At 66.0% G+C, this 25,672-nt stretch carries 19 protein-coding genes; 14 read left to right on the top strand and 5 right to left on the bottom strand.

The annotated features are described in order from the left end of the window. Positions 1 to 71 precede the first annotated feature (71 nt). From purL to ACZ5MJ_RS10855, 3 genes are all read left to right on the top strand, one after another. Positions 72 to 4,118, top strand: coding sequence for a phosphoribosylformylglycinamidine synthase (gene purL / locus ACZ5MJ_RS10865; RefSeq protein ID WP_464219278.1), 4,047 nt, complete (start codon positions 72 to 74; stop codon positions 4,116 to 4,118). A 233-nt stretch (positions 4,119 to 4,351) separates the two neighbouring features. After that, positions 4,352 to 5,752 (top strand): purine-cytosine permease family protein, encoded by a 1,401-nt coding sequence (locus tag ACZ5MJ_RS10860; protein WP_464219277.1) that lies wholly within the window; start codon positions 4,352 to 4,354, stop codon positions 5,750 to 5,752. Beyond that, entirely contained in the window at positions 5,749 to 6,525 is a 777-nt protein-coding gene (locus tag ACZ5MJ_RS10855; RefSeq protein WP_464219276.1) for a creatininase family protein, read from the top strand. Before ACZ5MJ_RS10860 ends, ACZ5MJ_RS10855 begins: the two co-directional genes overlap by 4 nt. 364 nt (positions 6,526 to 6,889) lie before the next feature. On the opposite strand, the gene ACZ5MJ_RS10850 is transcribed toward ACZ5MJ_RS10855, so the two are convergent. The 5 genes from ACZ5MJ_RS10850 to ACZ5MJ_RS10830 all read right to left on the bottom strand — a co-directional run bounded on the left by ACZ5MJ_RS10850 (position 6,890) and on the right by ACZ5MJ_RS10830 (position 10,790). After that, positions 6,890 to 7,684 carry a peptidylprolyl isomerase gene (locus ACZ5MJ_RS10850; protein WP_115013737.1) on the bottom strand — a complete coding sequence of 265 codons (795 nt, stop codon included), beginning with the start codon at positions 7,682 to 7,684 and terminating at the stop codon, positions 6,890 to 6,892. 4 nt (positions 7,685 to 7,688) lie between these two features. After that, entirely contained in the window at positions 7,689 to 8,015 is a 327-nt protein-coding gene (locus ACZ5MJ_RS10845; protein WP_464219273.1) for a BolA family protein, read from the bottom strand. Between the two features lie 56 nt (positions 8,016 to 8,071). After that, positions 8,072 to 8,611 (bottom strand): septation protein A, encoded by a 540-nt coding sequence (locus ACZ5MJ_RS10840; protein WP_464219272.1) that lies wholly within the window; start codon positions 8,609 to 8,611, stop codon positions 8,072 to 8,074. A gap of 37 nt (positions 8,612 to 8,648) precedes the next feature. Continuing rightward, entirely contained in the window at positions 8,649 to 9,113 is a 465-nt protein-coding gene (msrB, locus tag ACZ5MJ_RS10835) for a peptide-methionine (R)-S-oxide reductase MsrB (RefSeq protein WP_464219270.1), read from the bottom strand. 105 nt (positions 9,114 to 9,218) lie between these two features. Then, positions 9,219 to 10,790, bottom strand: a complete 1,572-nt coding sequence (locus ACZ5MJ_RS10830) for a protein adenylyltransferase SelO (protein ID WP_464219268.1) — start codon at positions 10,788 to 10,790, stop codon at positions 9,219 to 9,221. A 457-nt stretch (positions 10,791 to 11,247) separates the two neighbouring features. Here ACZ5MJ_RS10830 and ACZ5MJ_RS10825 point away from each other — a divergent pair, with 457 nt between their 5' ends. The 11 genes from ACZ5MJ_RS10825 to ACZ5MJ_RS10775 all read left to right on the top strand — a co-directional run bounded on the left by ACZ5MJ_RS10825 (position 11,248) and on the right by ACZ5MJ_RS10775 (position 25,665). Beyond that, the gene (locus ACZ5MJ_RS10825; protein ID WP_464219266.1) at positions 11,248 to 12,873 is read left to right on the top strand and encodes a 3-(methylthio)propionyl-CoA ligase; all 1,626 of its coding nucleotides are present in this window, start codon (positions 11,248 to 11,250) and stop codon (positions 12,871 to 12,873) included. A gap of 138 nt (positions 12,874 to 13,011) precedes the next feature. After that, entirely contained in the window at positions 13,012 to 14,262 is a 1,251-nt protein-coding gene (locus tag ACZ5MJ_RS10820) for a branched-chain amino acid ABC transporter substrate-binding protein (protein WP_464219265.1), read from the top strand. A gap of 214 nt (positions 14,263 to 14,476) precedes the next feature. Next, the gene (locus tag ACZ5MJ_RS10815) at positions 14,477 to 15,424 is read left to right on the top strand and encodes a branched-chain amino acid ABC transporter permease (protein ID WP_464219263.1); all 948 of its coding nucleotides are present in this window, start codon (positions 14,477 to 14,479) and stop codon (positions 15,422 to 15,424) included. A gap of 4 nt (positions 15,425 to 15,428) precedes the next feature. Then, a complete protein-coding gene (locus ACZ5MJ_RS10810) occupies positions 15,429 to 16,742 on the top strand; it encodes a branched-chain amino acid ABC transporter permease (protein ID WP_464219262.1) in 1,314 nt (437 codons plus the stop codon). Further along, entirely contained in the window at positions 16,739 to 17,515 is a 777-nt protein-coding gene (locus tag ACZ5MJ_RS10805) for an ABC transporter ATP-binding protein (RefSeq protein ID WP_432259984.1), read from the top strand. The genes ACZ5MJ_RS10810 and ACZ5MJ_RS10805 overlap by 4 nt, the downstream gene beginning before the upstream one ends. Further along, on the top strand, positions 17,515 to 18,228 hold the full coding sequence (locus ACZ5MJ_RS10800; RefSeq protein WP_464219260.1) for an ABC transporter ATP-binding protein: 714 nt from the start codon (positions 17,515 to 17,517) through the stop codon (positions 18,226 to 18,228). Before ACZ5MJ_RS10805 ends, ACZ5MJ_RS10800 begins: the two co-directional genes overlap by 1 nt. A 615-nt stretch (positions 18,229 to 18,843) precedes the next feature. Beyond that, positions 18,844 to 20,925: a 3-hydroxyacyl-CoA dehydrogenase NAD-binding domain-containing protein gene (locus ACZ5MJ_RS10795; protein WP_464219259.1), complete on the top strand. Its 2,082-nt coding sequence runs from the start codon at positions 18,844 to 18,846 to the stop codon at positions 20,923 to 20,925. A gap of 32 nt (positions 20,926 to 20,957) precedes the next feature. Then, positions 20,958 to 21,602 carry a bifunctional nicotinamidase/pyrazinamidase gene (pncA, locus tag ACZ5MJ_RS10790; protein ID WP_464219257.1) on the top strand — a complete coding sequence of 215 codons (645 nt, stop codon included), beginning with the start codon at positions 20,958 to 20,960 and terminating at the stop codon, positions 21,600 to 21,602. Between the two features lie 47 nt (positions 21,603 to 21,649). Next, complete coding sequence (locus ACZ5MJ_RS10785) at positions 21,650 to 22,828, top strand: acetyl-CoA C-acyltransferase (protein ID WP_464219255.1); 1,179 nt, start codon at positions 21,650 to 21,652, stop codon at positions 22,826 to 22,828. 146 nt (positions 22,829 to 22,974) lie between these two features. Beyond that, positions 22,975 to 24,837, top strand: coding sequence for an acyl-CoA dehydrogenase (locus tag ACZ5MJ_RS10780; protein WP_464219253.1), 1,863 nt, complete (start codon positions 22,975 to 22,977; stop codon positions 24,835 to 24,837). Between the two features lie 45 nt (positions 24,838 to 24,882). Then, entirely contained in the window at positions 24,883 to 25,665 is a 783-nt protein-coding gene (locus ACZ5MJ_RS10775) for an SDR family oxidoreductase (protein WP_464219251.1), read from the top strand. The last annotated feature ends 7 nt before the right edge of the window (positions 25,666 to 25,672 follow it).

Genomic DNA, 25,672 nt, shown 5'->3' with positions numbered 1-25,672 from the left:
GGCCGGCGCCCCATGCAGCGGTGCCGGCTAAGCAGCAGCCCCTACCTCACCGCCTCCCGACCGCTACGATCATGGCGCATTTCTCGTGCTTCCCCGGCGCTTTGGCGCTTTCCGCCTTCCGTCAGCAACGCCTGCTCACCGCCCTGCGGCAGATCGACGCCGATATTGAATCGGTGCATGGCCAGTTCCTGCACTTTGTTGACGCCCAGACGCCGCTGTCGGCCGAAGAGCAGTCCCGCGTCGCCGCGCTGCTGACCTACGGCGCCCCGTTCGCCGAGCAGCCCGAGGGCGACCGCTTCGTGGTGATCCCGCGCTTCGGCACGATCTCGCCGTGGGCCAGCAAGGCCACCGACATCGCCCACAACTGCGGCCTCGCGCATATCCACCGCATCGAGCGCGGCATCGAGATCACCGTGCTGTGCAAGAAGGGCCTGCTGCGCGGTCGCAAGACGCTGGATGCAGGCACCCGCGCCGCGGTCGCCGCGCACCTGTTCGACCGCATGACCGAGACCGTCATCGCCACGCGCGATGACGCCGCCGGGCTGTTCCAGGAACTGCCGGCCAAGCCGCTGCGCTTTATCGACATCTCGGCCGGGCGCGGCGCGCTGGCCGCGGCCAACGTCGAGATGGGCCTGGCGCTGTCCGAAGACGAGATCGACTACCTGGTCGACGCCTACGCCAGGCTGGAGCGCAACCCGACCGACGTCGAGCTGATGATGTTCGCGCAGGCCAACAGCGAGCACTGCCGCCACAAGATCTTCAACGCCACCTGGACCATCGACGGCGTGCAGCAGGACAAGTCGCTGTTCGCGATGATCCGCAATACGCACCAGCTCAATCCGCAGGGCTCGATCGTGGCCTACTCGGACAACTCCGCGGTGATGGAAGGCGGCATGGCCGAGCGCTGGTTCCCGCGCGGCGACAACCACAAGTACGGCCGCCACGAGGCGCTGACGCACACGCTGATGAAGGTGGAGACGCACAACCACCCGACCGCGATCTCGCCGTTCCCCGGTGCCTCCACCGGTGCCGGCGGTGAAATCCGCGACGAGGGCGCCACCGGCCGCGGCGCCAAGCCCAAGGCCGGCCTGACCGGCTTCACGGTGTCCAACCTGATGCTGCCCGAGGCGGTCGAATCCTGGGAAAACGACCGCGATGCCGCCCAGCCGGTGACGCACCGCAACCCCGACGACAAGCCCGGCGTGACCGGCAAGCCGGACCGCATCGCCTCGCCGCTGCAGATCATGATCGACGGCCCGCTCGGCGGCGCCGCCTTCAACAACGAGTTCGGCCGTGCCAACCTGGGCGGCTACTTCCGCGTCTACGAGCAGAACGTGGGCGGCACCGTGCGCGGCTACCACAAGCCGATCATGATCGCCGGCGGCATCGGCAATATCGACGCCTCGCACACGCACAAGAACCCGCTGCCGGCCGGCACGCTGCTGATCCAGCTGGGCGGCCCGGGCATGCGCATCGGCATGGGCGGCGGCGCCGCCAGCTCGATGGCGACCGGCACCAATACCGCTGACCTGGACTTCGATTCGGTCCAGCGCGGCAACCCCGAGATGGAGCGCCGCGCGCAGGAAGTGATCAACGCGTGCTGGCAGCTGGGCGAGGCCAACCCGATCCTGTCGATCCACGACGTCGGCGCGGGCGGTATCTCCAACGCCTTCCCCGAGCTGGTGGACGGCGCCGACCGCGGCGCGCGCTTCGACCTGCGCCAGGTGCACCTGGAAGAGTCCGGCCTGTCGCCGGCGGAAATCTGGTGCAACGAGTCGCAGGAACGCTATGTGCTGGCGATCGCGCCGGACAGCTTCCCGCAGTTCCAGGCCATGTGCCAGCGCGAGCGCGCACCGTTCGCCGTGGTGGGCATTGCCACCGAGGAAAAGCAGCTGCAGCTGGTCGACGCCAATGTCGACGCCGCGCTCAAGGAACACTACACCGTCAACATGCCGATGGACGTGCTGCTGGGCAAGCCGCCACGCATGCACCGCGACGTCAAGCGCGTGGACGAGGCGCTGCCGGCCGTGGACGTGACCGGCATCAGCCTCGAGCAGGCCGTGCGCGACGTGCTGCGCCACCCGACCGTGGCCAGCAAGTCGTTCCTGATCAGCATCGGCGACCGCACCGTGGGCGGCATGAATGCGCGTGACCAGATGGTCGGCCCGTGGCAGGTGCCGGTGGCCGACGTGGCCGTGACCACGCTCGACTACCAGGGCCATGCCGGCGAGGCCATGACCATGGGCGAGCGCACCCCGCTGGCCGTGATCAACGCCCCGGCCTCGGGCCGCATGGCAATCGGCGAGGCGCTGACTAACCTGGCCGCCGCGCCGGTCAAGGACCTGGGCAAGGTCAAGCTGTCGGCCAACTGGATGGCGGCTTGCGGCGTGGAAGGCGAAGACGCGAAGCTGTATGACACGGTGCATGCAGTCGGGATGGAACTGTGTCCGGCGCTGGGCATCAGCATCCCGGTCGGCAAGGATTCGCTGTCGATGCGCACCAAGTGGCAGGACGACGGCGTCAACAAGGAAGTGGTGGCGCCGGTGTCGCTGATCATCTCGGCCTTTGCCGCGGTGGACGACGTCAACCGCACGCTGACCCCGCAACTGCGCACCGACGCCGGCGACACCGTGCTGATCGGCATCGACCTGGGCCGCGGCAAGAACCGCATGGGCGGCAGCATCCTGGCGCAGGTGACGCAGCAGGTCGGCGACAGCGCCCCGGACGTCGACAATGCCGAAGACCTGAAGAACTTCTTCAACGTGATCCAGCGCCTGAACCGCGAAGGCAGGCTGCTGGCCTATCACGACCGCTCGGACGGCGGCTTCATGGCCGCGCTGGCGGAAATGGCCTTTGCCGGCCACTGCGGCATCTCGCTCAACGTCGACATGCTGGCGCTGGACCCGCAGCAGGAGCAGGACTACGGCGACGCCAAGAACTGGGCGCAACAGGTGGCCGAGCGCCGCAACGACCAGACCTTGCGCGCGCTGTTCTCGGAAGAGCTGGGCGCGGTGGTGCAGGTGCGCATGGAGGAACGCGACGCGGTCTTCGCGGTGCTGCGCGAAGCCGGCCTGTCGGCCTGCAGCCATGTCGTGGGCAAGCCCAACGCAACCGACCAGATCGAGGTCTACCGCGACGCCAGGAAGGTCTTCGGCGCCTCGCGCACCGACCTGCAGCGCAACTGGAGCGAAGTCAGCTGGCGCATCGCACGCCTGCGCGACAACCCGGCCTGCGCCGACAGCGAATACGACCGCCTGCTGGACGCCGCCGACCCCGGCATCAGCCCGGTGCTGACCTTCGATGCGGCCGAAGACATTGCCGCGCCGTTCATTGCCACCGGCGCGCGTCCGCGCGTGGCGATCCTGCGCGAGCAGGGCGTCAATTCGCAGATCGAAATGGCGTACAGCATGGACCGCGCCGGCTTCGACACGCACGACGTGCACATGAGCGACCTGATCGCCGGCCGCGCCAACCTGGCCGACTTCACCGGCTTCGTCGCGTGCGGCGGCTTCAGCTACGGCGACGTGCTGGGCGCGGGCGAGGGCTGGGCCAAGACCATCCTGTTCAACGGCCAGATGGCCGAGCAGTTCGCGGCCTTCTTCAACCGCCAGGACACCTTTGCGCTGGGCGTGTGCAACGGCTGCCAGATGATGAGCAACCTGGCCCCGATCATCCCCGGTGCCGGTGCCTGGCCGCAGTTCACGCGCAACCAGTCGGAGCAGTACGAGGCGCGCTACGTGACCGTGGAAGTGCAGTCCTCGCCGTCGATCTTCTTCGCCGGCATGGAAGGCAGCCGCATCCCGATCGTTGTTGCCCACGGTGAAGGGTTTGCGGACTTCTCGCAGCAAGGCAATATCGACCAGGCCCATGTGGCGCTGCGCTTTGTCGACAACTACGGCGCGGCGACGCAGGCCTATCCGCTCAACCCGAATGGCTCGCCCGATGGCATCACCTCCGTGACCACCGTCGATGGCCGTTTCACCGTGCTGATGCCGCACCCGGAACGCGTGTTCCGTGCCGCGACCATGAGCTGGGCGCCGGACGCGTGGAAGCAGGTCGCCGACGGCGGCAGCCCGTGGATGCGGATGTTCCGCAATGCGCGGAAGTGGGTGGGGTAAGCATCAGCCCAGGGCCTGCGCCCCTTGTCCCAAGCAAGAGCCACCGGCAGCGCCGGTGGCTTTTTAGTTTTTCGGCGATGCACGCAGCCGATGCCCGGATCGCGGCGGCCATTTCCTGCCGGATCTTGGAATCTTCCGCATTTCCTGCCGTTTATGCATTGATACGCTTGCGCTGACTCACGATCGGATACGGGCCTCTTGCCCGAGCCGCAATGGTGGATTCGGAGGGCCAGATGAATCGGAAGGCGCAGTCGTCCCAGGCAGTCGATGCAGACTATATGTTCGCCCCGGTCCCGCGCGATGCGCGCAGGCCGACCTGGAAGCAGGTGATGGTGTGGGTCGGGTTTGGCTACGTTGCCACCGGCCTGTTTATCGGCGGCACCCTGGCCGGGCCGGCGGGCGGCGCGGGCGTTTCCTTCCCCATGGCGTTGCTGGCCATTGCCATCGGCATGGGCATCCTGTTCGTGCTGACCTCGCTGCTGGGCGTCATCGCGCAACGAACCGGGCTGAGCCTGGCCCTGCTGTGCCGTTATGCCTATGGTGCAAAAGGCATGAACCTGCCGATGCTGGCGATGGGGCTGCTGACGCTGGGCTGGTTCTCGGCGATCACGGGCATGGTGGGGGATATCTGGGGGGCCTTCATCGGCAACCCGAGCGGCATCGTGGTGCTCGACCCGGGCCGGATGGGATACCCCATCGCCCCCATTACGCTGGAGGTCTTTGCGGCATGCCTGCTCTGCGGGCTGTTGTTCACCGCGACTTCCATGTCCGGCATGAAAGGGCTGGAGCGCCTGGCGGTGCCGGTAGCGCCCGTCATCATGCTGATCGCGGTGCTGGTCGGCATTGGCATGCTGGATGAGGGCGGCGGGCTCGGCAGCTTTATCGCGGCCTCCTCGCAGAAGAGCGGTTTGCCGCTATCGTCCGCCGTCACCATGCTGGTGGGGAGCTGGATTGCCGGCGCCATCATGGGCGTCGACCTGTTTCGCTTCAGCAGGAACGCCCGGGCGGTCTGGCTGGGCTCGGCAGCCTGCTTCCTGCTGACGAATCCGTTGCTCAATATTGTCGGCTATATCGGCACCGTCACCGTCGGTGAATACAACTACGTGTCGTGGATGCTGGAAAAGAGCTTCCTGCTGGCACTGGCGGGCGCAGTCACGTGGACCTTGTCGCTATGGACCACCAACGATGCCGAGCTCTATTGCAATGCGCTCTACACAGGTCCAGTGCTGCAGTCCTGCGGCATCGGGGTCGGCAAGAGGCAGCTCGTCCTGGTGGCAGGCCTTGCCGGCACCGTGCTCGGCGCGCTCGGCTTCTATCAGATGCTCTTTGCGCAGTTCATCAACTACCTCGGCATCATGGCGCCGCCGCTGGCCGGCCCGCTGCTGGCGGACTACTACGTCAAGCACAAGGGCCGCTATGACGTTCGCGAACTGAATACCCAGCCTGCGTTCAACCGGGCTGGCGTGGGCTCGGCGCTGATCGGCATGATGCTGGGGCTTTGCCTCGAGCTGAACCAGTGGCTGGCTTCCTGGCCGAACGGCCTGGTGGCGCTGCTGGCCACCGTGCTGCTGTACCTGCTGTTGCACCCGATACTGAACGCGAAGCCGCGCCCGCTGACGCAGAGGGCATCATGAAGAAGGTCTTCCTGAATGAATTCTCCACGGCCGAGCTGGAGGCCATGTTTGCCGCCGGCGACATCGACAGTGCGATCACGGTCTTCGGCAGTTGCGAAAGCCACGGCGGCCACCTGCCATTGGGGCCGGACCTGTTCGTTCCCACCGAAGTGGCCCGGCAGGCCGCGCAACGGCTCGCCCGCACCGTCGTGGTCCCGGGCGTGCCGTTCGGCACCTCGATGCACTACAACGCCAATCCGATGGCGATCTCGCTTCGCTTCGAGACGGTGACGGCCGTCGCCGAGGATATGTTCGAGAGCCTGCTAGCCTACGGCATCCGCCATATCTTTGTGCTGAACGGCCATGACGGCAATATCGCGCCGCTGGAAATTGCGCAGCGCAAGGTCAAGCAGCGGCATCCCGAAGCCGTGTTCGCCTATATGCCCGCCTGGTGGTACGTGGTCGGCAATGTGCTCGGGGACGGCTTCTTCGCCGAGTGGGACGGGCTGGGGCACGGCGGCGAAGGAGAAACCTCCATCACCATGGCGGTGCGCCCGGAATTGTGCGACCTGAGCAAGGCCGTGCGCCAGATGCCCGACGACAGCATCCGCCTTGGCGAGCGCGTGCAGATCATGTGGGATATCGCTGAAGTTTCCGCGACGGGTGCCACGGGCGATCCTACGCGGGCCAGCGCGGAGAAGGGCAGCAAGATGCTTGACGCCCTGGTGGGGCTGGTGGTCGGCAGTATCAGGCAGCTTGACGACGAAGGGTGGCGTTACGATCGCCGTCGGTAACTGGCGAATAGTAAAGGGCGAATCAGTCCGGTATCGGCGCGCGCAAGCGTGAACTCCACGACGCATACGCATAAGTCAGCATCCGCCCGGCTTCAAAACCAGAGGGCGGCCTGATCTCGCCGCGAGCCTCTCTGTACGCCACCACGGCGTGCAGGATCTTCTCGGGCGCGTAACGGTCACGCAGGGGGAGATGCGGATGGAGCCGGCGCCAGCCAGGGGCGGCGCCGTCCAGGGTCGCCCAGGCCAGTGCGCAATAGCACATGCCCCGGGACGAGAGATACCAGAGTTGCCAGTAGCGGCCAGTCGACTCCACGCGCTGCATCCTTGGATATGACAGGACCGGCGGGGGCGACCGGGCCGATGCTTACTGGATCCTGGCCTTGTCCTTCAGCGCCTTCATCATGGCCTGGAACTGCTCGCGCTGCCAGTTCTGGTCGCCCATCAGCATCTGCGTCAGCTGCGGCTTGACCTCTTCGAACGACGGGATCTTGGCGTCGCGCGTGTCGACCAGTTCGATGATGTGCCAGCCAAACTGGGTCTTGACCGGGGTATCGGTCATCTGGCCTTTCTTCAGGCCGGTCATGGCTGCCGAGAACTCAGGCACGTAGCTGCTGCTGTTGGCCCAGTCCAGGTCGCCACCGTTGGCGGCCGAGCCCGGGTCCTTGGACGAGGCCTTGGCCATGTCCTCGAACTTGGCGCCACCCTTGATCTTGGCGATGATCGCCTTGGCGTCGGCTTCCTTTTCCACCAGGATATGGCGGGCGTGGTATTCCTTGCCGTTGCCGAACTGCGACTTGATCTTGTCGTACTGCTTGAGCAGTTCGGCGTCGCTGGCGCCGTGGGTCTTGACGTAGTCTTCGAACACCGCGCCGGCCAACACGTTCAGGCGAGCCTGTTCCAGTTGCTCCTGCACGTCGTCGCGCTGGGTCAGGCCGCGCTTGTTGGCTTCCTGGGAGAGCAGTTCGCGGTCGATCAGCATGTTGCGGGCGCGCGTGCGCAGCTCCGGGTTGTCGGGCTGGCCGGTGCCGGCGATCAACTTGTCCAGCTTTGCCGATGGAATGGCCTTGCCATTCACCACGGCGGCATTCTGGGCGAAGGCCGGCAGGCTGCCGGCAGCAAGCACAGCCGCCAGGCTGAACGAGAGGACGGTGGTCTTCATGGAATCAGGTCTGAGAGTTGCTGGAAGAATCGCGTGATTGTGCGAAGGATTGTGTGCGGGATTGATACTCTTGGTCGGTGAACGCAGTCACGGCGAGTGCGTGGATCTGCGTTGGGAACAGACCGCGCAGCGCATCATACACCATGCGGTGTCGGGCAACCCGGTTGTGACCTGCAAAGCGCTCGCTGACGATTGTCACGTCGTAATGTCCGCCGCCGGACGCGGCGCCGGCATGCCCGGCGTGCGCCGCGCTGTCATCGCGCACGGCGAGGTGGCTGGGGGCGAGCGCTTCGCGCAGCATCGCCTCGATCGTGGCGGGATCGGCTGCCATGATGGTTTCCTTCGGTTCGGAGATGCGGGGGAAAAAGGGGAAAAGAGGCAGGGCCGTCAGTCCTGGCTGTTCTCGGGCATGTGGCGCGACAGCCAGACGCTCTGCGCGACGATGAAGACCAGCATCAGCCCCATGCTGCCGAACAGCTTGAAGTTGACCCAGGCCTCGGTCGAAAACTGGTAGGCCACGTACAGGTTGAGCACGCCCATGGCGGCGAAGAAGCCGGCCCAGGCGGCGTTCAGCCGCGCCCACACGGCATTGGGCAGGGTCACCTGCTTTTCCATCATGGCGCGGATCAGGTTCTTGCGCCAGCCGATCACCGAGCCCAGCAGCGCGGCCGCAAACATCCAGTACAGCACGGTCGGCTTCCACTTGATGAAGGTCTCGTTGTGCAGCACCAGCGTGGCGCCGCCGAAGACCCCGATGATCAGCAGGCTGACCCACTGCATCGGCTCGACCTTGCGGTGGCGGAACCAGACCCAGCCGATCTGCAGCACCGTGGCGCCAATGGCCACGGCGGTGGCGGTGTAGATGTCGGCCAGCTTGAAGGCGGCAAAAAACAGGATGACCGGGAACAGGTCGAACAGGAATTTCATGCGGTACCAGGTTGGGTCCGGCGTCCTTGCCGGAGCATTAGCGCTGCGGGTCGCGCCGGGGTTCGTCGCCGCTGCCGGCACCGTGGGCATCATCCGCCGCACGCTGTGCCGGGTCGCGATCATCGAATTTTAGCGCAGCCGAGTTGATGCAATAGCGCAGGCCGGTCGGGGCGGGGCCGTCTTCGAAGACATGGCCCAGATGGCTGCCGCATTCCTTGCAGCGTACCTCGACCCGCGTCATGCCGTGGCTGTGGTCGACATGCTCGGCAATCACCTCGCCGTTGATCGGGCGGAAATAGCTGGGCCAGCCGCAGCCGGCGTCGAACTTGGTGGCGGATTCGAACAGCGGCGTGCCGCAGCCGACACAATGATAGATGCCGTTGTCCCAGTGGTCCCAGTAGCGCCCGGTGAAGGGGCGCTCGGTGGCGGACTCGCGGGCCACGCGGTATTCGATGTCGGAGAGTTGTGCACGCCACTCGGCGTCGGTCTTGGTGGTGGTCATGGTTTGTCCTCGGCGGGTCTTCGTCTGAAGGGTTTCCTCAGGTCAGGCGTTGGTCGTGCGAACTGCGCCAACCTTACACCGGCCGGCGCCGGCGTGCAGGGCGCGTCACGATGAGCAGCTGACCTCCAGTCCCGATGCCCAGTCCGGCGGCAGCGCCGCGTAATGCTCAGCCTCCGGCTGTTCGTCGAACGGGCGCGACAGCACCGCCAGCAGCCGGTCCACTTCGCTGAAGTCCTTGTCGCGGGCGTGCCGGATGGCGGTCTCGGCCAGGTGGTTGCGCAGCACGTATTTGGGGTTGACCGCCAGCATTTCCAGTGCGCGGGCGGCATCGTGCGACGACTCGGTCCGCAGGCGCGCGCGGTAGTCGGCCACCCAGGCGTCGAAGGCGGCGCGGTCCGGGAACAGGTCGCGCACCGGCGCGTCGCACGAAGCGTCGGTGGACGAAATCCCGCACAGCTTGCGCCAGAACAGCGTGTAGTCCACGCGCTGGCCATGCAGCAGCTGGAACAGGCTGGTCAGCAGCGGCTCGTCGGACTTGTCGTCGCCGCCCGCGGGCGGGCGCAAGCCCAGCTTGGCGCGGTAGTGGCGGAAGAACGCCGCGGCGTAGCGGTCGCGGAACGGGTCGAGCGCGGCGCGCGCGGCTTCCACGGCGGCGTCGCGCGCGCCCTCCTTGTCGGCATCCTCCGGTGCCAGCCACAGCGGCAGCAGCGCCTGCGCCAGGCAGTGCAGGTTCCAGAATGCCACCTGCGGCTGCTGGCTGTAGGCGTAGCGGCCCTGCGTGTCGGAGTGGTTGCAGATATGGTTGGCGTCGAACGCGTCGAGAAAGCCGAACGGGCCGTAGTCGATGGTCAGGCCCAGGATCGACATATTGTCGGTGTTCATCACGCCGTGGCAGAAGCCCACCGCCTGCCAGTGCGCGACCAGGTCGGCGGTGCGCAGCGAGACCTCGCGCAGCAGTGCCTGGTAGGGCTGGGCATGGTCGCGGCACGCGGGCATGAAGTTGTCGATGACAAAGTCCGCCAGCTTGCGCAGCGCGGCCACGTCGTCGTGCGCGGCGAAGTGCTCGAAGTGCCCGAAGCGGATAAAGGTCGGCGACAGCCGCGTCACCACTGCCGCGGTCTCGATGGTCTCGCGGCGCACCGGCGCGTCCGAGCCCATGATCGACAGCGCGCGCGTGGTCGGCACGCCCAGCGCAGCCATGGCTTCGGAGCAAAGATACTCACGGATCGACGAGCGCAGCACCGCGCGGCCATCGGCCATGCGCGAGTAGGGGGTCAGGCCCGCTCCCTTGAGCTGGATTTCCCACGGACCGGTGGCGGTCTCGGCCTGCGCCAGGCGGATGGCGCGGCCGTCGCCAAGCTGGCCGGCCCAGACCCCGAACTGGTGCCCGGAATACACGCTCGCGAGCGGGTCGGCCCAGTCCGGCACCTGGTTGCCGACAAAGGTATCGATAAAGTCCTGCCGGCTGCCGATGCCGGCGTCCCAGCCGAGCAGCGCCGCCGCGGCCGGCGCCACGCTCACCAGGTACGGCGACGGCAGCGGCGTGGGACGCAGGCGCGTGAAGAACTGCGCGCCGAGTTCGGCGAAGCCGGGCGCGGTGCGAAAGGGCACGGACAACGTGTCCGGCGTGGCTGCGTCGGCGGGCTGCGTGGCTTGTGGCTGGAGCGTGTCTGGCATCGCGTAGGGGCGCATCGGGGCGCAAGTGGGGCGGTGCGAATTCCGTGCGGTCGTCGATATGCCGGGAACCGCGTAAAAGGCGGTGCGGCGCGGCATGCCGAGGGCACGAAAATGCGATGGTGGCTAGGGAAAACGACATGTTGAGGTGCAACATGCCACGCAGTATTGTACGTCCTCAACGGCACTCGCCCGCTCTCGGCCGGGTAATGCCGCCATGCACCGCACGGTTATTTTCCTCCTTCAGTGCGCACATGAATCCGGTGCATGGACTTCCGCAGAATTGCGGCCCGACGACCAGCAGCACGCGACGACGGCAACACACAGCAACGCGACGACAGTACAGCAGTGCACAACTGGATCGGCCCGATGCTGATTCCATGCATGCGAACGACCGCCAAAAAATAGTACGGTTGTTCGTTTTTTGACGGAAAAGACAAGACTTTCAGGAGGCAGGTACATGGCATTGATGGGTCAAATGATGAGCGCGCCGCTGCTCATTTCCTCCATCATCAAACACGCCGCGCGTTACTACGGCAGCACCGAGATCGTCTCGCGGCGCACGGAGGGCGACCTGCATCGCTATACATACCGCGACTGCGAACTGCGCGCCCGCAAGCTGGCGCAGGCGCTGGGCGCCCTGGGCGTGAAGCCGGGCGAGCGCGTCGGCACGCTGGCCTGGAACGGCTACCGCCACCTGGAGATCTACTACGGCGTGTCCGGCATGGGCGCCGTCTGCCATACCGTCAACCCGCGCCTGTTCCCCGAGCAGGTCGCCTATATCGTCAACCACGCGGAAGACGGCTATGTCTTCTTCGACCTGACCTTCCTGCCGCTGGTGGAGGGCGTCGCGCCGCATTGCCCCAACGTCAAGGGCTGGGTGGCGATGACCGACCGCGCGCATATGCCGGCCGAATCCAGGGTGCCGCTGCTGTGCTACGAGGAACTGGTCGAGGCCCAGGACGGCAACTACGAATGGCCGCAGTTCGACGAGAACCAGGCGTCGAGCCTGTGCTACACCTCGGGCACCACCGGCAACCCCAAGGGCGCGCTGTATTCGCACCGCTCGACGGTGCTGCACTCGTATGCGTCGGCGATGCCGGACGCGCTGGGCTGTTCCGCCAGCGACGTGATCCTGCCCGTGGTGCCGATGTTCCACGTCAATGCCTGGGGCCTGCCGTACTCGGTGCCGCTGGTCGGCGCCAAGCTGGTGCTGCCGGGTGCCAGGCTGGACGGGGCCTCCATCTATGAATTGTTCGAGCAGGAGAAGGTGACCTTCTCCGCCGGCGTGCCGACGGTGTGGCTGGGCCTGCTGCAGCACGTGCAGTCGAACCAGCTGAAGTTCTCGACCTTCCACCGCACCGTGATCGGCGGCTCGGCCGCGCCGCCGGCGATGATCCGCGCGCTCGAGGCGCTCGACGTCGAGGTGATCCACGCCTGGGGCATGACCGAGATGTCGCCGCTGGGCACCTCGTGCAAGCTGCTGGCCAAACATCAGGGCCTATCCGACGCCGACCGGCACAAGATCCAGGAAAAGCAGGGCCGCGTGATCTACGGCGTCGACATGAAGATCGTCGATGGCGACGGCAAGGAGCTGCCGTGGGACGGCAAGGCCTTCGGCGACCTGATGGTGCGCGGCCCGTGGATCATCGACCGCTACTTCCGCAATGATGCCAGCCCGCTGGTCGATGGCTGGTTCCCGACCGGCGACGTCGCCACCATCGACGCCGACGGCTTCATGCAGATCACCGACCGCAGCAAGGACGTGATCAAGTCCGGCGGCGAATGGATTTCGTCGATCGATATCGAGAACGTCGCCGCCGCGCACCCCGCGGTGCACATGGCGGCCTGCATCTCGGCCTACCACCCCAAGTGGGACGAACGCCCGCTGCTGGTGGTGGTGAAGAAGCCCGGCGCCGAGGTCACGCGCGAGGAACTGCTGCAGTTCTTCGAAGGCAAGGTCGCCAAGTGGTGGATTCCGGACGACGTGGCCTTTGTCACCGAGATCCCGCTGACCGCCACCGGCAAGATGCAGAAGCTCAAGCTGCGCGAGCAGTTCAAGGACTACAAGCTGCCGACTGCCTGAGGCCGGCACACCCGCAGTCCGGTGCGCCATGCCAGCTTGCGGCGTGGCGCATCCGGGGCGGGCCGGGGGCGCGACGGAGGGCGCGCGCGGCCAGCCGCCATCAATGACAAGCCAACGAAAAGAGTGAAGGAGACAGGTATGACCAAGATGCGTCCGCTGGTGGCCGGTGCGGCCATGTTTGCCGCAGTCGGTTCTGCGCTGGTTTCGGGTACCGCACTCGCGGATACGGTGAAGATCGCCTTTATCGATCCGCTTTCGGGGCTGATGGCTCCCGTCGGGCAGAACCAGCTCAAGAGCTGGCAGTATGTTGCCGACATGGCCAACCAGAAGGGCTGGGCAGGCGCGCACAAGTTCGAGGTGGTGGGTTTCGACAACAAGCTGTCGCCGCAGGAAAGCCTGACCATCCTGAAGCAGGCGGTCGACCAGAACATCCGCTATATCGTGCAGGGCAACGGCTCGTCGGTCGGGATGGCGCTGGAGGACGCGGTGGCCAAGCACAACGAGCGCAATCCGGGCAAGGAAATCGTCTACCTGAACTACGCGGCGGTGGACCCGGACATGACCAATTCCAAGTGCAACTACTGGCATTTCCGGCTCGACGCCAACTCGGACATGAAGATGGAGGCGCTGACCACCTTCCTGGCCAAGGACCCGAACGTCAAGAAGGTCTACCTGATCAACCAGAACTACTCGTTCGGCCACCAGGTGGCGCGCGCGGCCAAGGAGTACCTGAAGCGCAAGCGCCCGGACATCCAGATCGTGGGTGAAGACCTGCATCCGCTGGCCCAGGTCAAGGACTTTGCCCCGTACGCTGCCAAGATCAAGGCCTCCGGCGCCGACACCGTGATCACCGGCAACTGGGGCAGCGACCTCGCGCTGCTGATCAAGGCAGGCAAGGACGCCGGCCTGACCGCCAACTACTACACCTACTACGCCGGCACCACCGGCGTGCCCACCGCGATGGGCGCGACCGGCGCCGAGCACGTCAAGTACGTTGGCTACTACAACCCCAACAACAAGGGCTTCAAGGGCGCCGACGTCATCGAGGGCTTCAAGAAGAAGTACAACGACGACTTCTACGTGATGGCCTCGTATACCGGCATCGCCATGCTGTCGAAGGCGTTCAAGGACAGCGGCTCGACCGACCCGGTCAAGGTCGCCAAGGCGCTGGAGGGCATCAAGGTCGACAGCATGAACGGCGCGGTCGAGATGCGCAACTCCGACCACCAGGCGCAGCAGCCGCTGGTCGTCGCCACCTGGACCAAGGTTGACGGCAAGGACGTCAAGTACGACCAGGAGAACACCGGCTACGGCTGGAAGACCAATGCGCTGATGGACCAGTACGTGTCGGCCCAGCCGACCTCCTGCCAGATGAAGCGGCCGGGCTGACCCTGCCGACGGCGGGCCGGCCACGCTGACAAAGTGGCCGCCCGGCTTGCATACTTCCGGTCTTTCCGGCCGTAATTTCGGCCTTTGTTTCGGACGATAACGGGGAGCGTCCGGGGGCGCTGTCCGCTCCCCGGGAGGGGAACGCTCACCCTCAATCCCACCGGACGGATGCCGGGATGCTCACGCATGGCGGCACCAGCTTGAAGGACACGCTGTGGAATTCTTCATCATCTCACTGCTGAACGGCATCAGCTACGGGCTGCTGCTGTTCATGCTTTCATCGGGCCTGACGCTGATCTTCAGCATGATGGGCGTGCTCAACTTCGCTCACGCCAGCTTCTACATGCTGGGTGCCTACTTTGCCTACACCGTCGCCAGCAAAGTCGGCTTCTGGCCGGCGCTGATCTTCGCGCCGCTGCTGGTGGCCGGCGCGGGCGCGCTGGTGGAGCGCTTCGGCCTGCGCACGGTGCACAAGTTCGGCCACGTAGCAGAACTGCTGTTTACCTTCGGCCTGGCCTACCTGATCGAAGAGGGCGTCAAGCTGGTGTGGGGCCTGGCCGCGGTGCCGTACCGGATTCCCGAGGTGTTGGATGGTCCGCTGTTCACGGTGTTCACGTCGTCCTTCCCCAAGTACCGCGCCTTCATGATGCTGGTGTCGCTGGGCATGCTGGTGGCGATCTACCTGGTGCTGACGCGCACCCGCATCGGCCTGGTGATCCAGGCCGCGCTGACCCACCCGGAAATGGTCGAGGCGCTGGGCCACAACGTACCGCGCGTGTTCATGATGGTGTTTGGCGGCGGCGCCGCGCTGGCCGGGCTGGCCGGGGTGATCGGCGGCAATGCCTTTGTCACGGAGCCGTCGATGGCGGCGGCGGTCGGGTCGATCGTGTTCGTGGTGGCGGTGGTGGGCGGCATGGGATCGCTGGTGGGCGCGTTCATCGCGTCGATCCTGATCGGCGTGCTGCAGACCTTCGCGGTCACCATCGACGCCTCGCTGGCGGGCCTGATGGCCAGCCTGGGGCTGGCCGTCAGCGACGCCACGCCGTTCTATTCGTTGTGGAAGCTCACGGTGGCCCAGGTGGCGCCGGTGCTGCCGTACCTGTTGCTGGTGGTGATGCTGATCTTCCGCCCGCGTGGACTGATGGGAACCCGGGAGAGCTGACACCATGGAGCAAGCGATGCAACAACCGCGCGAGCCGGTGGTGACCGGCCGCACCCTGCGCTACCGTCCGCTGAACCTGGCGCGCTGGATCATCTGGAGCCTGACCGTGCTGGTCATGCTGGTGATGCCGCTGATCTTCACCGGGGGCTTCGCCATCACGCTGATGTCGCAGATGGGCATCATGATCATCTTCGCGCTGTCGTACAACATGCTGCTCGGGCAGACCGGCATGCTTTCGTTCGGCCACGCGGTGTATGCCGGCCTGGGCGCCTTTATTGCCGTGCATGTGCTGAACATGGTCGGCGCGGGCAAGGTGTGGCTGCCGGTGTCGATGCTGCCGCTGGTGGGCGGGCTGGCCGGCGCCTTCTTCGGCGTGATCTTCGGTTATGTCACGACCAAGAGATCCGGCACCACCTTTGCCATGATCACCATGGGCATCGGCGAGATGGTGTTCGCCAGCTCGCTGATGTTCCCGGATTTCTTCGGCGGCGAGGGCGGTATCTCCACCAACCGCGTGATCGGCGATCCGTTCCTGGGCATCACCTTCGGGCCGGGGCGCCAGGTCTACTACCTGATCGCGGCGTGGTGCCTGCTGTCGATGGTGGCGATGTACGCCTGGACCCAGACGCCGCTGGGCCGCATCGCCAACGCCGTGCGCGACAACCCCGAGCGGGTCGAGTTCATCGGCTACAACACCCAGCGCGTGCGCTACCTGGTGCTGATCCTGTCGGCGTTCTTCGCGGGCATCGCCGGCGCGCTGGGCGCCATCAACTTCGAGATCGTCTCGGCCGAGAACGTCAGCGCGGTGCGCTCGGGCGGCGTGCTGCTGGCGGTGTTCATCGGCGGCGCGGGCGTATTCTTCGGGCCGGTCATCGGCGCGGTGGTGTTCGTGCTGTTCGCGGTGGCGCTGTCGGACCTGACCAAGGCCTGGCTGCTGTACCTGGGCCTGTTCTTCGTGCTGATGGTGATGTTCGTGCCGGGCGGGCTGGCCAGCCTGCTGCTGATGCAGATGCCGCTGCTGGGCAAGGGCAAGCTGGGCCGCATGCTGCCGTCCTATGCGCGTGCGGGCGGGGCCGGCGTGGTGCTGCTGCTGGCCATGATCCTGACGGTCGAGCTGGTCTACAAGGTGCAGGTCGACAGCGCCAACGGCACCGCGATGTCGCTGTTCGGCGTCGGCTTCGATGCGGCAAGCTGGACGCCATGGCTGGTGGCGGCGGTGCTGTGGGCGGTCGGGCTGGCCGCGTGGCGGCTGGCGGTGCGCGCCGCGCGCGCGCAGTGGGACAAGGTGCAGGCAGAAATCGCAGGAGGCAGGGCATGACCGCAGCGGCACTGGAACTGACCGATGTACGCAAGAAGTTCGGCCAGACGGAGATCATCCGCGGCGTGAACCTGAGTATCCCCAAGGGTGAGCGCCATGCGCTGATCGGCCCGAACGGGGCCGGCAAGTCGACCACCTTCAACCTGATCTCGGGCCGCTTTGCGCCGACGAGCGGCACGGTGCGCCTGAACGGCGAAGAGATCGGCGGGCTGCAGCCCTTCGTCATCAACCGCATGGGGCTGTCGCGCAGCTTCCAGATCACCAATATCTTCCACCGGCTGACGGTGTTCGAGAACCTGCGCTGCGCGGTGCTGTGGTCGCTCGGCTACAAGTATTCATTCTGGCACCGGCTCACCGGCCTGCGCGATGCGCGCGAGCGTGCCGACGAAGTGCTGGAGCTGATCGGCATGCAGCATCGCCGCGATACCCAGGCGGGCCTGCTCACCTATGCCGAGCAGCGCGCGCTGGAGATCGGCATCACCATCGCCGGCGGCGCCGAGGTGATCCTGCTGGACGAGCCCACCGCGGGCATGAGCCGATCGGAATCGGACCATGCGGTCGAGCTGATCCGCAAGGTCACCGTGGGCAAGACGCTGGTGATGGTGGAGCACGACATGAGCGTGGTGTTCGGCCTGGCCGACCGGATCTCGGTGCTGGTCTATGGCGAGGTGATCGCCACCGACACCCCGCAGGCCATCCGCAACAACCGCAAGGTCAAGGAAGCCTACCTGGGCACCACGCTGGACGAAGACACCACCGAAGGAGCGCACTGATGGGCAAGCGCATGCTGGACGTGACGGGCCTGCACGCCTACTACGGCAAGAGCCATATCCTGCACGGCGTGGATGCCCATATCGATGAAGGCGAGATCGTCGCGCTGCTGGGCCGCAACGGAGTGGGGCGTTCGACCATGGCCAAGGCCATCCTGGGCATGGTCAGGGCCGAAGGCTCGGTAAAGTTCCGCGACGAAGAGATCCTGGGCCGGCGCACCTTCGAGATCGCGCACCTGGGGATCGGCTATGTGCCGGAGAACCGCGATATCTTCCCGACCCTGACCGTGCGCCAGAACCTGCTGCTGGGCGAGAAGCGCAATCCGCGCCAGGCCAAGCCGCGCTGGACCGTCGAGGACATGTACAACATGTTTCCGCGGCTCAAGGAGCGCGAGAACACCTCGGCCGGCGTGCTCTCCGGCGGCGAGCAGCAGATGCTGACGCTGTGCCGCACCCTGATGGGCGACCCCGACCTGATCCTGATCGACGAGCCCACCGAGGGGCTGGCGCCGATGATCGTGACGCTGGTGGGGGACTACCTGAAAACGCTGAAGGAGCGCGGCGTGTCCGTGCTGCTGATCGAGCAGAAGCTGGCGATCGCGCTGGATATCTCGCAGCGCGTCTATGTGATGGGGCACGGGCACATCGTGTTCGAAGGCACGCCCGCCGAGCTGAAGGCGAATTCGCAGGTGAGAAAGGAATGGCTCGAGGTCTGATGCGGCACTGACCGCATCATGCGCCGGGTCGGTGTTTTGATCCCGGGCATTCCATTGTCGCCCGCCGGCTAGCTTCAACCCATCAAGATAGCCGGCGTTCCCGCTGCGACTCAAGCGGCGCCGGAAACGCAGACGGCATACCCTCATAGCCGGTCAGCTGCGACTTCTTCACTACCCGACCCCCTCACCAGGGCGCCGAAAACGCCGGCACGCCGCTTTCTCCGTATCGCTCAAATAAAGACCGATACTGGTTTAGAGGCGAGGCTCGGTTCCACTTTAAAAGTGCGCTATCAGGCACGATTAGGGTGATGCGGTGCCGGTTAAGCGCAGGCTCCATGCATGGCGATAACGGGCGGCATTCGTGCTGCGCATGTCACCGGAAAAGTCCGAAAATTAAAATTGAACGACCGTGCTATTTTGTGTATGCTTGTTTCGCCCAAGCGCCGGAAGGCGTTGCGGGGCGCGGGAAAGCAGCAGGCCGGGCGGAGGGTTTACCCGCCCTGACGGTCGCCTCCCGAGGTAGTCGCCGGCGGCCGCCGCTGGCCGCGTCGTGCAGTAAAAAATGCATTCGAGAATTCGAATCCCGAGACAACTTCTGACACCAAAGGAACCAGCATGACAGCGCAGTATCAGGTTCAGGACGGCGTAGCCGTCATCACGCTCGACAATCCCCCTGTCAACGGCCTGGGTCACAGCACCCGGCTTGGCATCGTCGAAGGCATGACCCGTGCGCTGGACGATGCCGCCGTCAAGGCCATCGTCATCACCGGCGCTGGCAAGGCGTTCTCGGGCGGCGCCGACATCCGTGAATTCAATACGCCCAAGGCCATGCAGGAGCCGACGCTGCATTCGGTGATTCGCGTGCTGGAAGCTTCGTCCAAGCCGGTCGTGGCCGCCGTGCACTCGGTTGCCATGGGTGGCGGCCTGGAACTGGCGCTTGGCTGTAACTACCGCGTGGCCGCCGAGGGCGCCCAGATCGCGCTGCCGGAAGTGAAGCTGGGCCTGCTGCCCGGCGCCGGCGGCACCCAGCGCCTGCCGCGCGTGATCGGCCTGGAGGCCGCGGCCAACATGATCGTGTCGGGCACCCCGGTGCTCTCCGAAAAGTTCGCCGGCACCAAGCTGTTCGACGAGATCGTCGATGGTGACGTGCTGCCCGCCGCAGTCAAGTTCGCGCAGAATGTGGCAGCCGCCAACGGCCCGCACCCGAAGGTGCGCGACCTGAAGGTGCGCCACGAGAACGCGGAAGGCTACCTCGGCTTTGCCCGCAACACCGTGGCCGCGATGGCCAAGAACTTCCCGGCGCCGCTGAAGTGCCTGGAAGCGGTGGCCGGCTCGCTCAAGCCGTTCGAACAGGGCCTGAAGGAAGAGCGCGACGGTTTCCTCTACCTGGTCACCACGCCGGAATCGCGCGCGCTGCGCCATGCCTTCTTCGGCGAGCGTGCCGCCAGCAAGATCCCCGACGTGCCCGAAGGCACGCCGACCCGCAAGATCGAGAAGGTTGCCGTGATCGGCGCCGGCACCATGGGCGGCGGCATCAGCATGAACTTCCTGAACGCGGGCATCCCGGTCACCATCCTGGAAACCAAGCAGGAAGCGCTGGACCGCGGCGTGGGCATCATCCGCAAGAACTATGAGAACAGCGCCAAGAAGGGCAAGCTGACCCAGGAAAAGGTCGAGCAGCGCATGGGCCTGCTGTCGACCACACTGTCCTATGAAGAGATCAAGGATGCCGACCTGGTCATCGAAGCCGTCTTCGAAGAAATGGGCGTCAAGGAAATCGTCTTCAAGAAGCTGGACGAAGTGATGAAGCAGGGCGCGATCCTGGCTTCGAACACCTCCACGCTGGACGTCAACAAGATTGCCTCGTTCACTAAGCGTCCGCAGGACGTGGTCGGCATGCACTTCTTCAGCCCGGCCAACGTGATGAAGCTGCTGGAAGTGGTGCGCGGCGAGAAGACCGGCAAGGACGTGCTGGCCACGGTCATGCAGCTGGGCAAGAAGATCAAGAAGACCGCGGTGGTGTCGGGCGTGTGCGACGGCTTTATCGGCAACCGCATGATCGAGCAGTACAGCCGCCAGGCCGGCTACCTGCTGGACGAAGGCGCGCTGCCCGAGCAGGTCGACAAGGCCATCGAGAAGTTCGGCTTTGCCATGGGCCCGTTCCGCATGGGCGACCTGGCCGGCAACGACATCGGCTGGGCCATCCGCAAGCGCCGCGCGGTGGACAAGCCGGACATCCAGTACTCCAAGACCGCCGACCTGCTGTGCGAGATGGGCCGCTTTGGCCAGAAGACCGGCGCGGGCTGGTACGACTACAAGGCGGGCGACCGCAAGCCGTACCCGAACCAGCAGGTCAACGACATGATCGTGCAGCATTCGAAGGATCTCGGCATCACGCGCCGCAAGATCTCGGACGAAGAGATCGTCGAGCGCCTGGTGTTCGCGCTGGTCAACGAAGGCGCCAAGATCCTGGAAGAAGGCATTGCTTCCAAGGCCTCGGATATCGACATGGTGTACCTGACCGGCTACGGCTTCCCGCTGTTCCGCGGCGGCCCGATGCTGTACGCGGACCAGGTCGGCCTGTACAACGTGGCGCTGTCGATGAAGCGCTACGCCAAGGGCTACCACGGTGAGGCCTGGCAGGTCGCGCCGCTGCTGCAGAAGCTGGCGGACGAAGGCAAGGGCTTTAACGGTTAAGACTGCCAAGCAAGGTTCAGACTGGAGCTGAGATGAACACCACCATCGGACCTGACGATTGCCTGCTGGTGATCGACGTGCAGAACGACTTCATGCCGGGCGGCGCGCTTGCCGTGCCCCACGGCGATGAAGTGGTGCCCGTCATCAACCGGCTGGCGAGCGCGTTCGGTCACGTGGTGCTGACGCAGGACTGGCATCCGGCCGCGCATGTTTCCTTTGCGGCCAACCATGCCGGGACGCAGCCGTTCCAGACGCTCACGCTGCCGTATGGCGAGCAGGTGCTGTGGCCGGTGCACTGCGTGCAGGACACGCCGGGCGCCGCGCTGCATGCGGGGCTGGACGTGCCGCACGCGCGGCTGGTGATCCGCAAGGGCCACCATGCCGACGTGGACAGCTACTCCGCCTTCCTGGAGGCGGACCGCGCCACGCGCACCGGACTGGCTGGCTACCTGCATGAACACGGCGTCAAGCGCGTGTTCTGCGCGGGACTGGCCACGGACTACTGCGTGGCGTGGAGCGCGCTGGATGCGCGCGCCGCGGGCTTCGCGGCGGTGATGATCGAGGATGCCTGCCGCGCCATCGACCTGGAAGGGTCGCTGGCCAGGGCATGGCAGGACCTCGGCGCCGCCGGCGTGGCACGCGTCACGTCCGCTGAACTGCTCAAGGCCCAGCGCTGAACCGAACCACCGAACTGAACGACACAAGAGATTCCGAGGAGCAAGACATGAACGAAGCAGTCATCGTATCCACCGCGCGGACCCCTCTGGCCAAGAGCTGGAAGGGCGCCTTCAACATGACCCACGGCGCCACGCTGGGTGGTCATGCCGTCCAGCACGCCATTGCCCGCGCCAGGATCGAGGCCGCCGAAGTGGAAGACGTGCTGATGGGCTGTGCCAACCCGGAAGGTGCCACCGGCGCCAACATCGCGCGCCAGATCGCACTGCGCGCCGGCTGCCCGGTCACCGTGCCCGGCGCCACCGTCAACCGCTTCTGCTCGTCCGGATTGCAGACCATCGCCATGGCCGCGCAGCGCGTGATCGCCGATGAGGGCGACATCTTCGTGGCCGGCGGCGTGGAAAGCATCTCGTGCGTGCAGCAGGAGATGAACCGCCATATGGTCCAGGAAAGCTGGCTGACGAAGAACAAGCCGGAAATCTACTGGAACATGCTGCAGACCGCCGAGAACGTGGCCAAGCGCTACAACATCTCGAAGGAGCGCCAGGACGAGTACGGCGTGCGCAGCCAGCAACGCGCCGCCGCTGGGCAGGAAGCCGGCAAGTTCAAGGACGAGATCGTGCCGATGACGGTGCTGGCGGGCGTGGCAGACAAATCGACCGGCCAGCTGGTGACCAAGGAAGTCACCATCTCCGCCGACGAAGGCATCCGCGCCGATACCACGCTGGAAGGCGTGGCCAAGATCCGCAGCGCCGTGCCGGGTGGCGTGATCACCGCCGGCAATGCCTCGCAGTTCTCGGACGGCGCATCGGCTGCCGTGGTGATGAGCGCGCGCGTCGCGGCCGCCAAGGGCCTGCAGCCGCTGGGCGTGTTCCGCGGCTTTGCCGTGGCCGGCTGCGAGCCGGACGAGATGGGCATCGGTCCCGTCTTTGCCGTGCCCAAGCTGCTGAAGAAGGCCGGCCTGAAGGTCGACGACATCGGCCTGTGGGAGCTGAACGAAGCCTTCGCCGTGCAGGTGCTGTACTGCGCCGACACGCTGGGCATCCCGATGGACCGCCTCAACGTCAACGGCGGCGCCATCGCCGTGGGCCACCCCTACGGTGTGTCGGGCGCGCGCCTGGTCGGCCATGCGCTGATCGAAGGCAAGCGCCGCGGCGTCAAGTACGTGGTCGTGACCATGTGCATTGGCGGCGGCCAGGGCGCTGCCGGGCTGTTCGAAGTCCTGTAACTGCCGACGAAGCCGGCTGCCGGTTTGCTCCCTCTCCCGCTTGCGGGAGAGGGAGCACCCATCCGGTGATGCAAAGCCAGGCGGTTCGCACAAGACGGCAATAAAGAACCCGCGGCACGCCACGCAGTGCGCCGCATGGAGACCCCATGTCGATGATCCTTTCCCGCCGCGACCTGAACTTCGTGCTGTACGAATGGCTCAAGGTCGACGAACTCACGCGCATCCCGCGCTATGCCGACCACTCGCGCGAGACCTTCGACGCCGCGCTGGACACCTGCGAGAAGATCGCCACCGACCTGTTCGCGCCGCACAACAAGAAGAACGACCAGCAGGAACCGCATTTCGACGGCGAGACGGTCAGCATCATCCCCGAGGTCAGCACCGCGCTGAAGGCCTTCTGCGAGGCGGGCCTGATGGCCGCCGGCCAGGACTATGAACTGGGCGGCATGCAGTTGCCGGTGGTGGTCGAGAAGGCCGGCTTTGCCTATTTCAAGGGTGCCAACGTCGGCACCAGTTCTTACCCGTTCCTGACCATCGGCAATGCCAACCTGCTGCTCACGCACGGCACGCCGGCGCAGGTCGAGACCTTTGTCAAGCCGGAGATGGAAGGGCGCTTCTTCGGCACCATGTGCCTGTCCGAGCCGCAGGCGGGTTCGTCGCTGTCGGACATCACCACGCGCGCCGAGTATGAGGGCGAATCGCCGCTGGGTGCACAGTACCGGCTGCGCGGCAACAAGATGTGGATCTCGGCCGGCGAGCACGAGCTGTCGGACAATATCGTCCACCTGGTGCTGGCCAAGATCCCCGGCCCGGACGGCAAGCTGATCCCGGGTGTGAAGGGCATTTCGCTGTTTATCGTGCCCAAGTACCTGGTCAATGAAGATGGCTCGCTGGGCGAGCACAATGACGTGGTGCTGGCGGGCCTGAACCACAAGATGGGCTACCGCGGCACCACCAACTGCCTGCTGAACTTCGGCGAAGGCATGAAGTACCAGCCGGGCGGCAAGGCCGGTGCAATCGGCTACCTGGTGGGCGAGCCGCACAAGGGCCTGGCCTGCATGTTCCACATGATGAACGAGGCGCGCATCGGCGTGGGCCTGGGCGCGGTGATGCTGGGCTATACCGGCTACCTGCATGCCGTGGACTACGCGCGCAACCGCCCGCAGGGCCGCCCCGTCGGCCCCGGCGGCAAGGATGCGGCCAGCCCGCAGGTGAAGCTGGTCGAGCACGCCGATATCCGCCGCATGCTGCTGGCGCAGAAGAGCTATGTCGAAGGCGGCCTGGCGCTGAACCTGTACTGCGCGCGCCTGGTCGACGAGGAAGAGGCCGCGGCGGCTGCCGGCGACGAAGCCGCGCATGCGCGCCTGGCGCTGCTGCTCGATATCCTGACCCCGATCGCCAAGAGCTGGCCGTCGCAATGGTGCCTGGAGGCCAACAACCTGGCGATCCAGGTGCACGGCGGCTACGGCTATACGCGCGAATACAACGTCGAGCAGTTCTACCGCGACAACCGCCTGAACCCGATCCACGAAGGCACGCACGGCATCCAGGGCCTGGACCTGCTGGGCCGCAAGGTGGTGATGAAGGATGGGGCGGCCTTCAGGCTGCTGGGCGAGCGTATCCAGGACACCATCGGCCGCGCGCTCGCCGCGGGCAATGCCGAGCTGTCGCACCAGGCGGGCGCCCTTGGCGCGGCCACCAAACGCCTGGCCGAGGTCACGCAGGTGCTGTGGAGCGCGGGCGACCCCAACGTGACGCTGGCCAATGCCTCGGTCTACCTGGAGGCCTTCGGGCACGTGGTGGTGGCGTGGATCTGGCTGGAGCAGGCATTGCTGGCGCAAGCCGCGCTGCCGCGCGCCAACGGCAAGGAGGACGAGGACTTCTACCGCGGCAAGCTGGCCGCGGCGGCGTACTTCTTCCGCTGGGAACTGCCCAGGGTCGGCCCGCAGCTGGCGCTGCTTGAATCGCTCGACCGCACCACGCTCGACATGCAGGACGCGTGGTTCTGAGCGGCGCCCGCTCATCCCGAACACCACAGAACGAAGGAAGACAACATGCGTACCATCCAGCAACTGTTTGACCTGAAGGGCAAGACCGCGCTGATCACCGGCGGCTCGCGCGGGCTCGGCCTGCAGATCGCCGAGGCACTCGGCGAGCAGGGCGCCCGCGTGGTGCTGTCGGCGCGCAAGGCCGACGAACTGCAGGCGGCGCAGGCACACCTGAAGTCGCTCGGCATCGAGGCCGACTGGATCGCCGCCGACGGCTCGAAGGAGTCGGAGATCGCCCGCCTCGCCGACGAGGCCATCGCAAAACTGGGCCACGTCGACATCCTGGTCAACAACGCCGGCGCCACCTGGGGCGCCCCGGCCGAAGACCATCCGGTCGAAGCCTGGGACAAGGTGATGAACCTGAATGTCCGCGGCCTGTTCCTGCTGAGCCAGCGCATCGGCAAGCTGTCGATGATCCCGCGCCGCTACGGCCGCATCATCAACGTGGCGTCGATCGCGGGCCTGGCCGGCAACCCGCCGGGCAGCATGGAGACCATCGCCTACAACACCTCCAAGGGCGCGGTGGTCAACTTCACGCGCACGCTGGCAGGCGAGTGGGGCGAGCACAACATCACCGTCAACGCGCTCGCGCCGGGCTTTTTCCCGTCGAAGATGACCCAGGGCTCGCTCGATCGCATGGGCGTGGACGCCATGTGCGCCGGCGTGCCGCTGCACCGCCTGGGCGACGACGAAGACCTGAAGGGCGCCGCGCTGCTGTTTGCCAGCGACGCCGGCAAGCACATCACCGGGCAGATCCTGGCGGTGGACGGCGGCGTCAGCGCGGTCTGACGCAGGC

This window comes from Cupriavidus sp. LA-1 (genome assembly GCF_055385985.1).
This window is presented reverse-complemented; position numbering and strand designations above follow the sequence as displayed.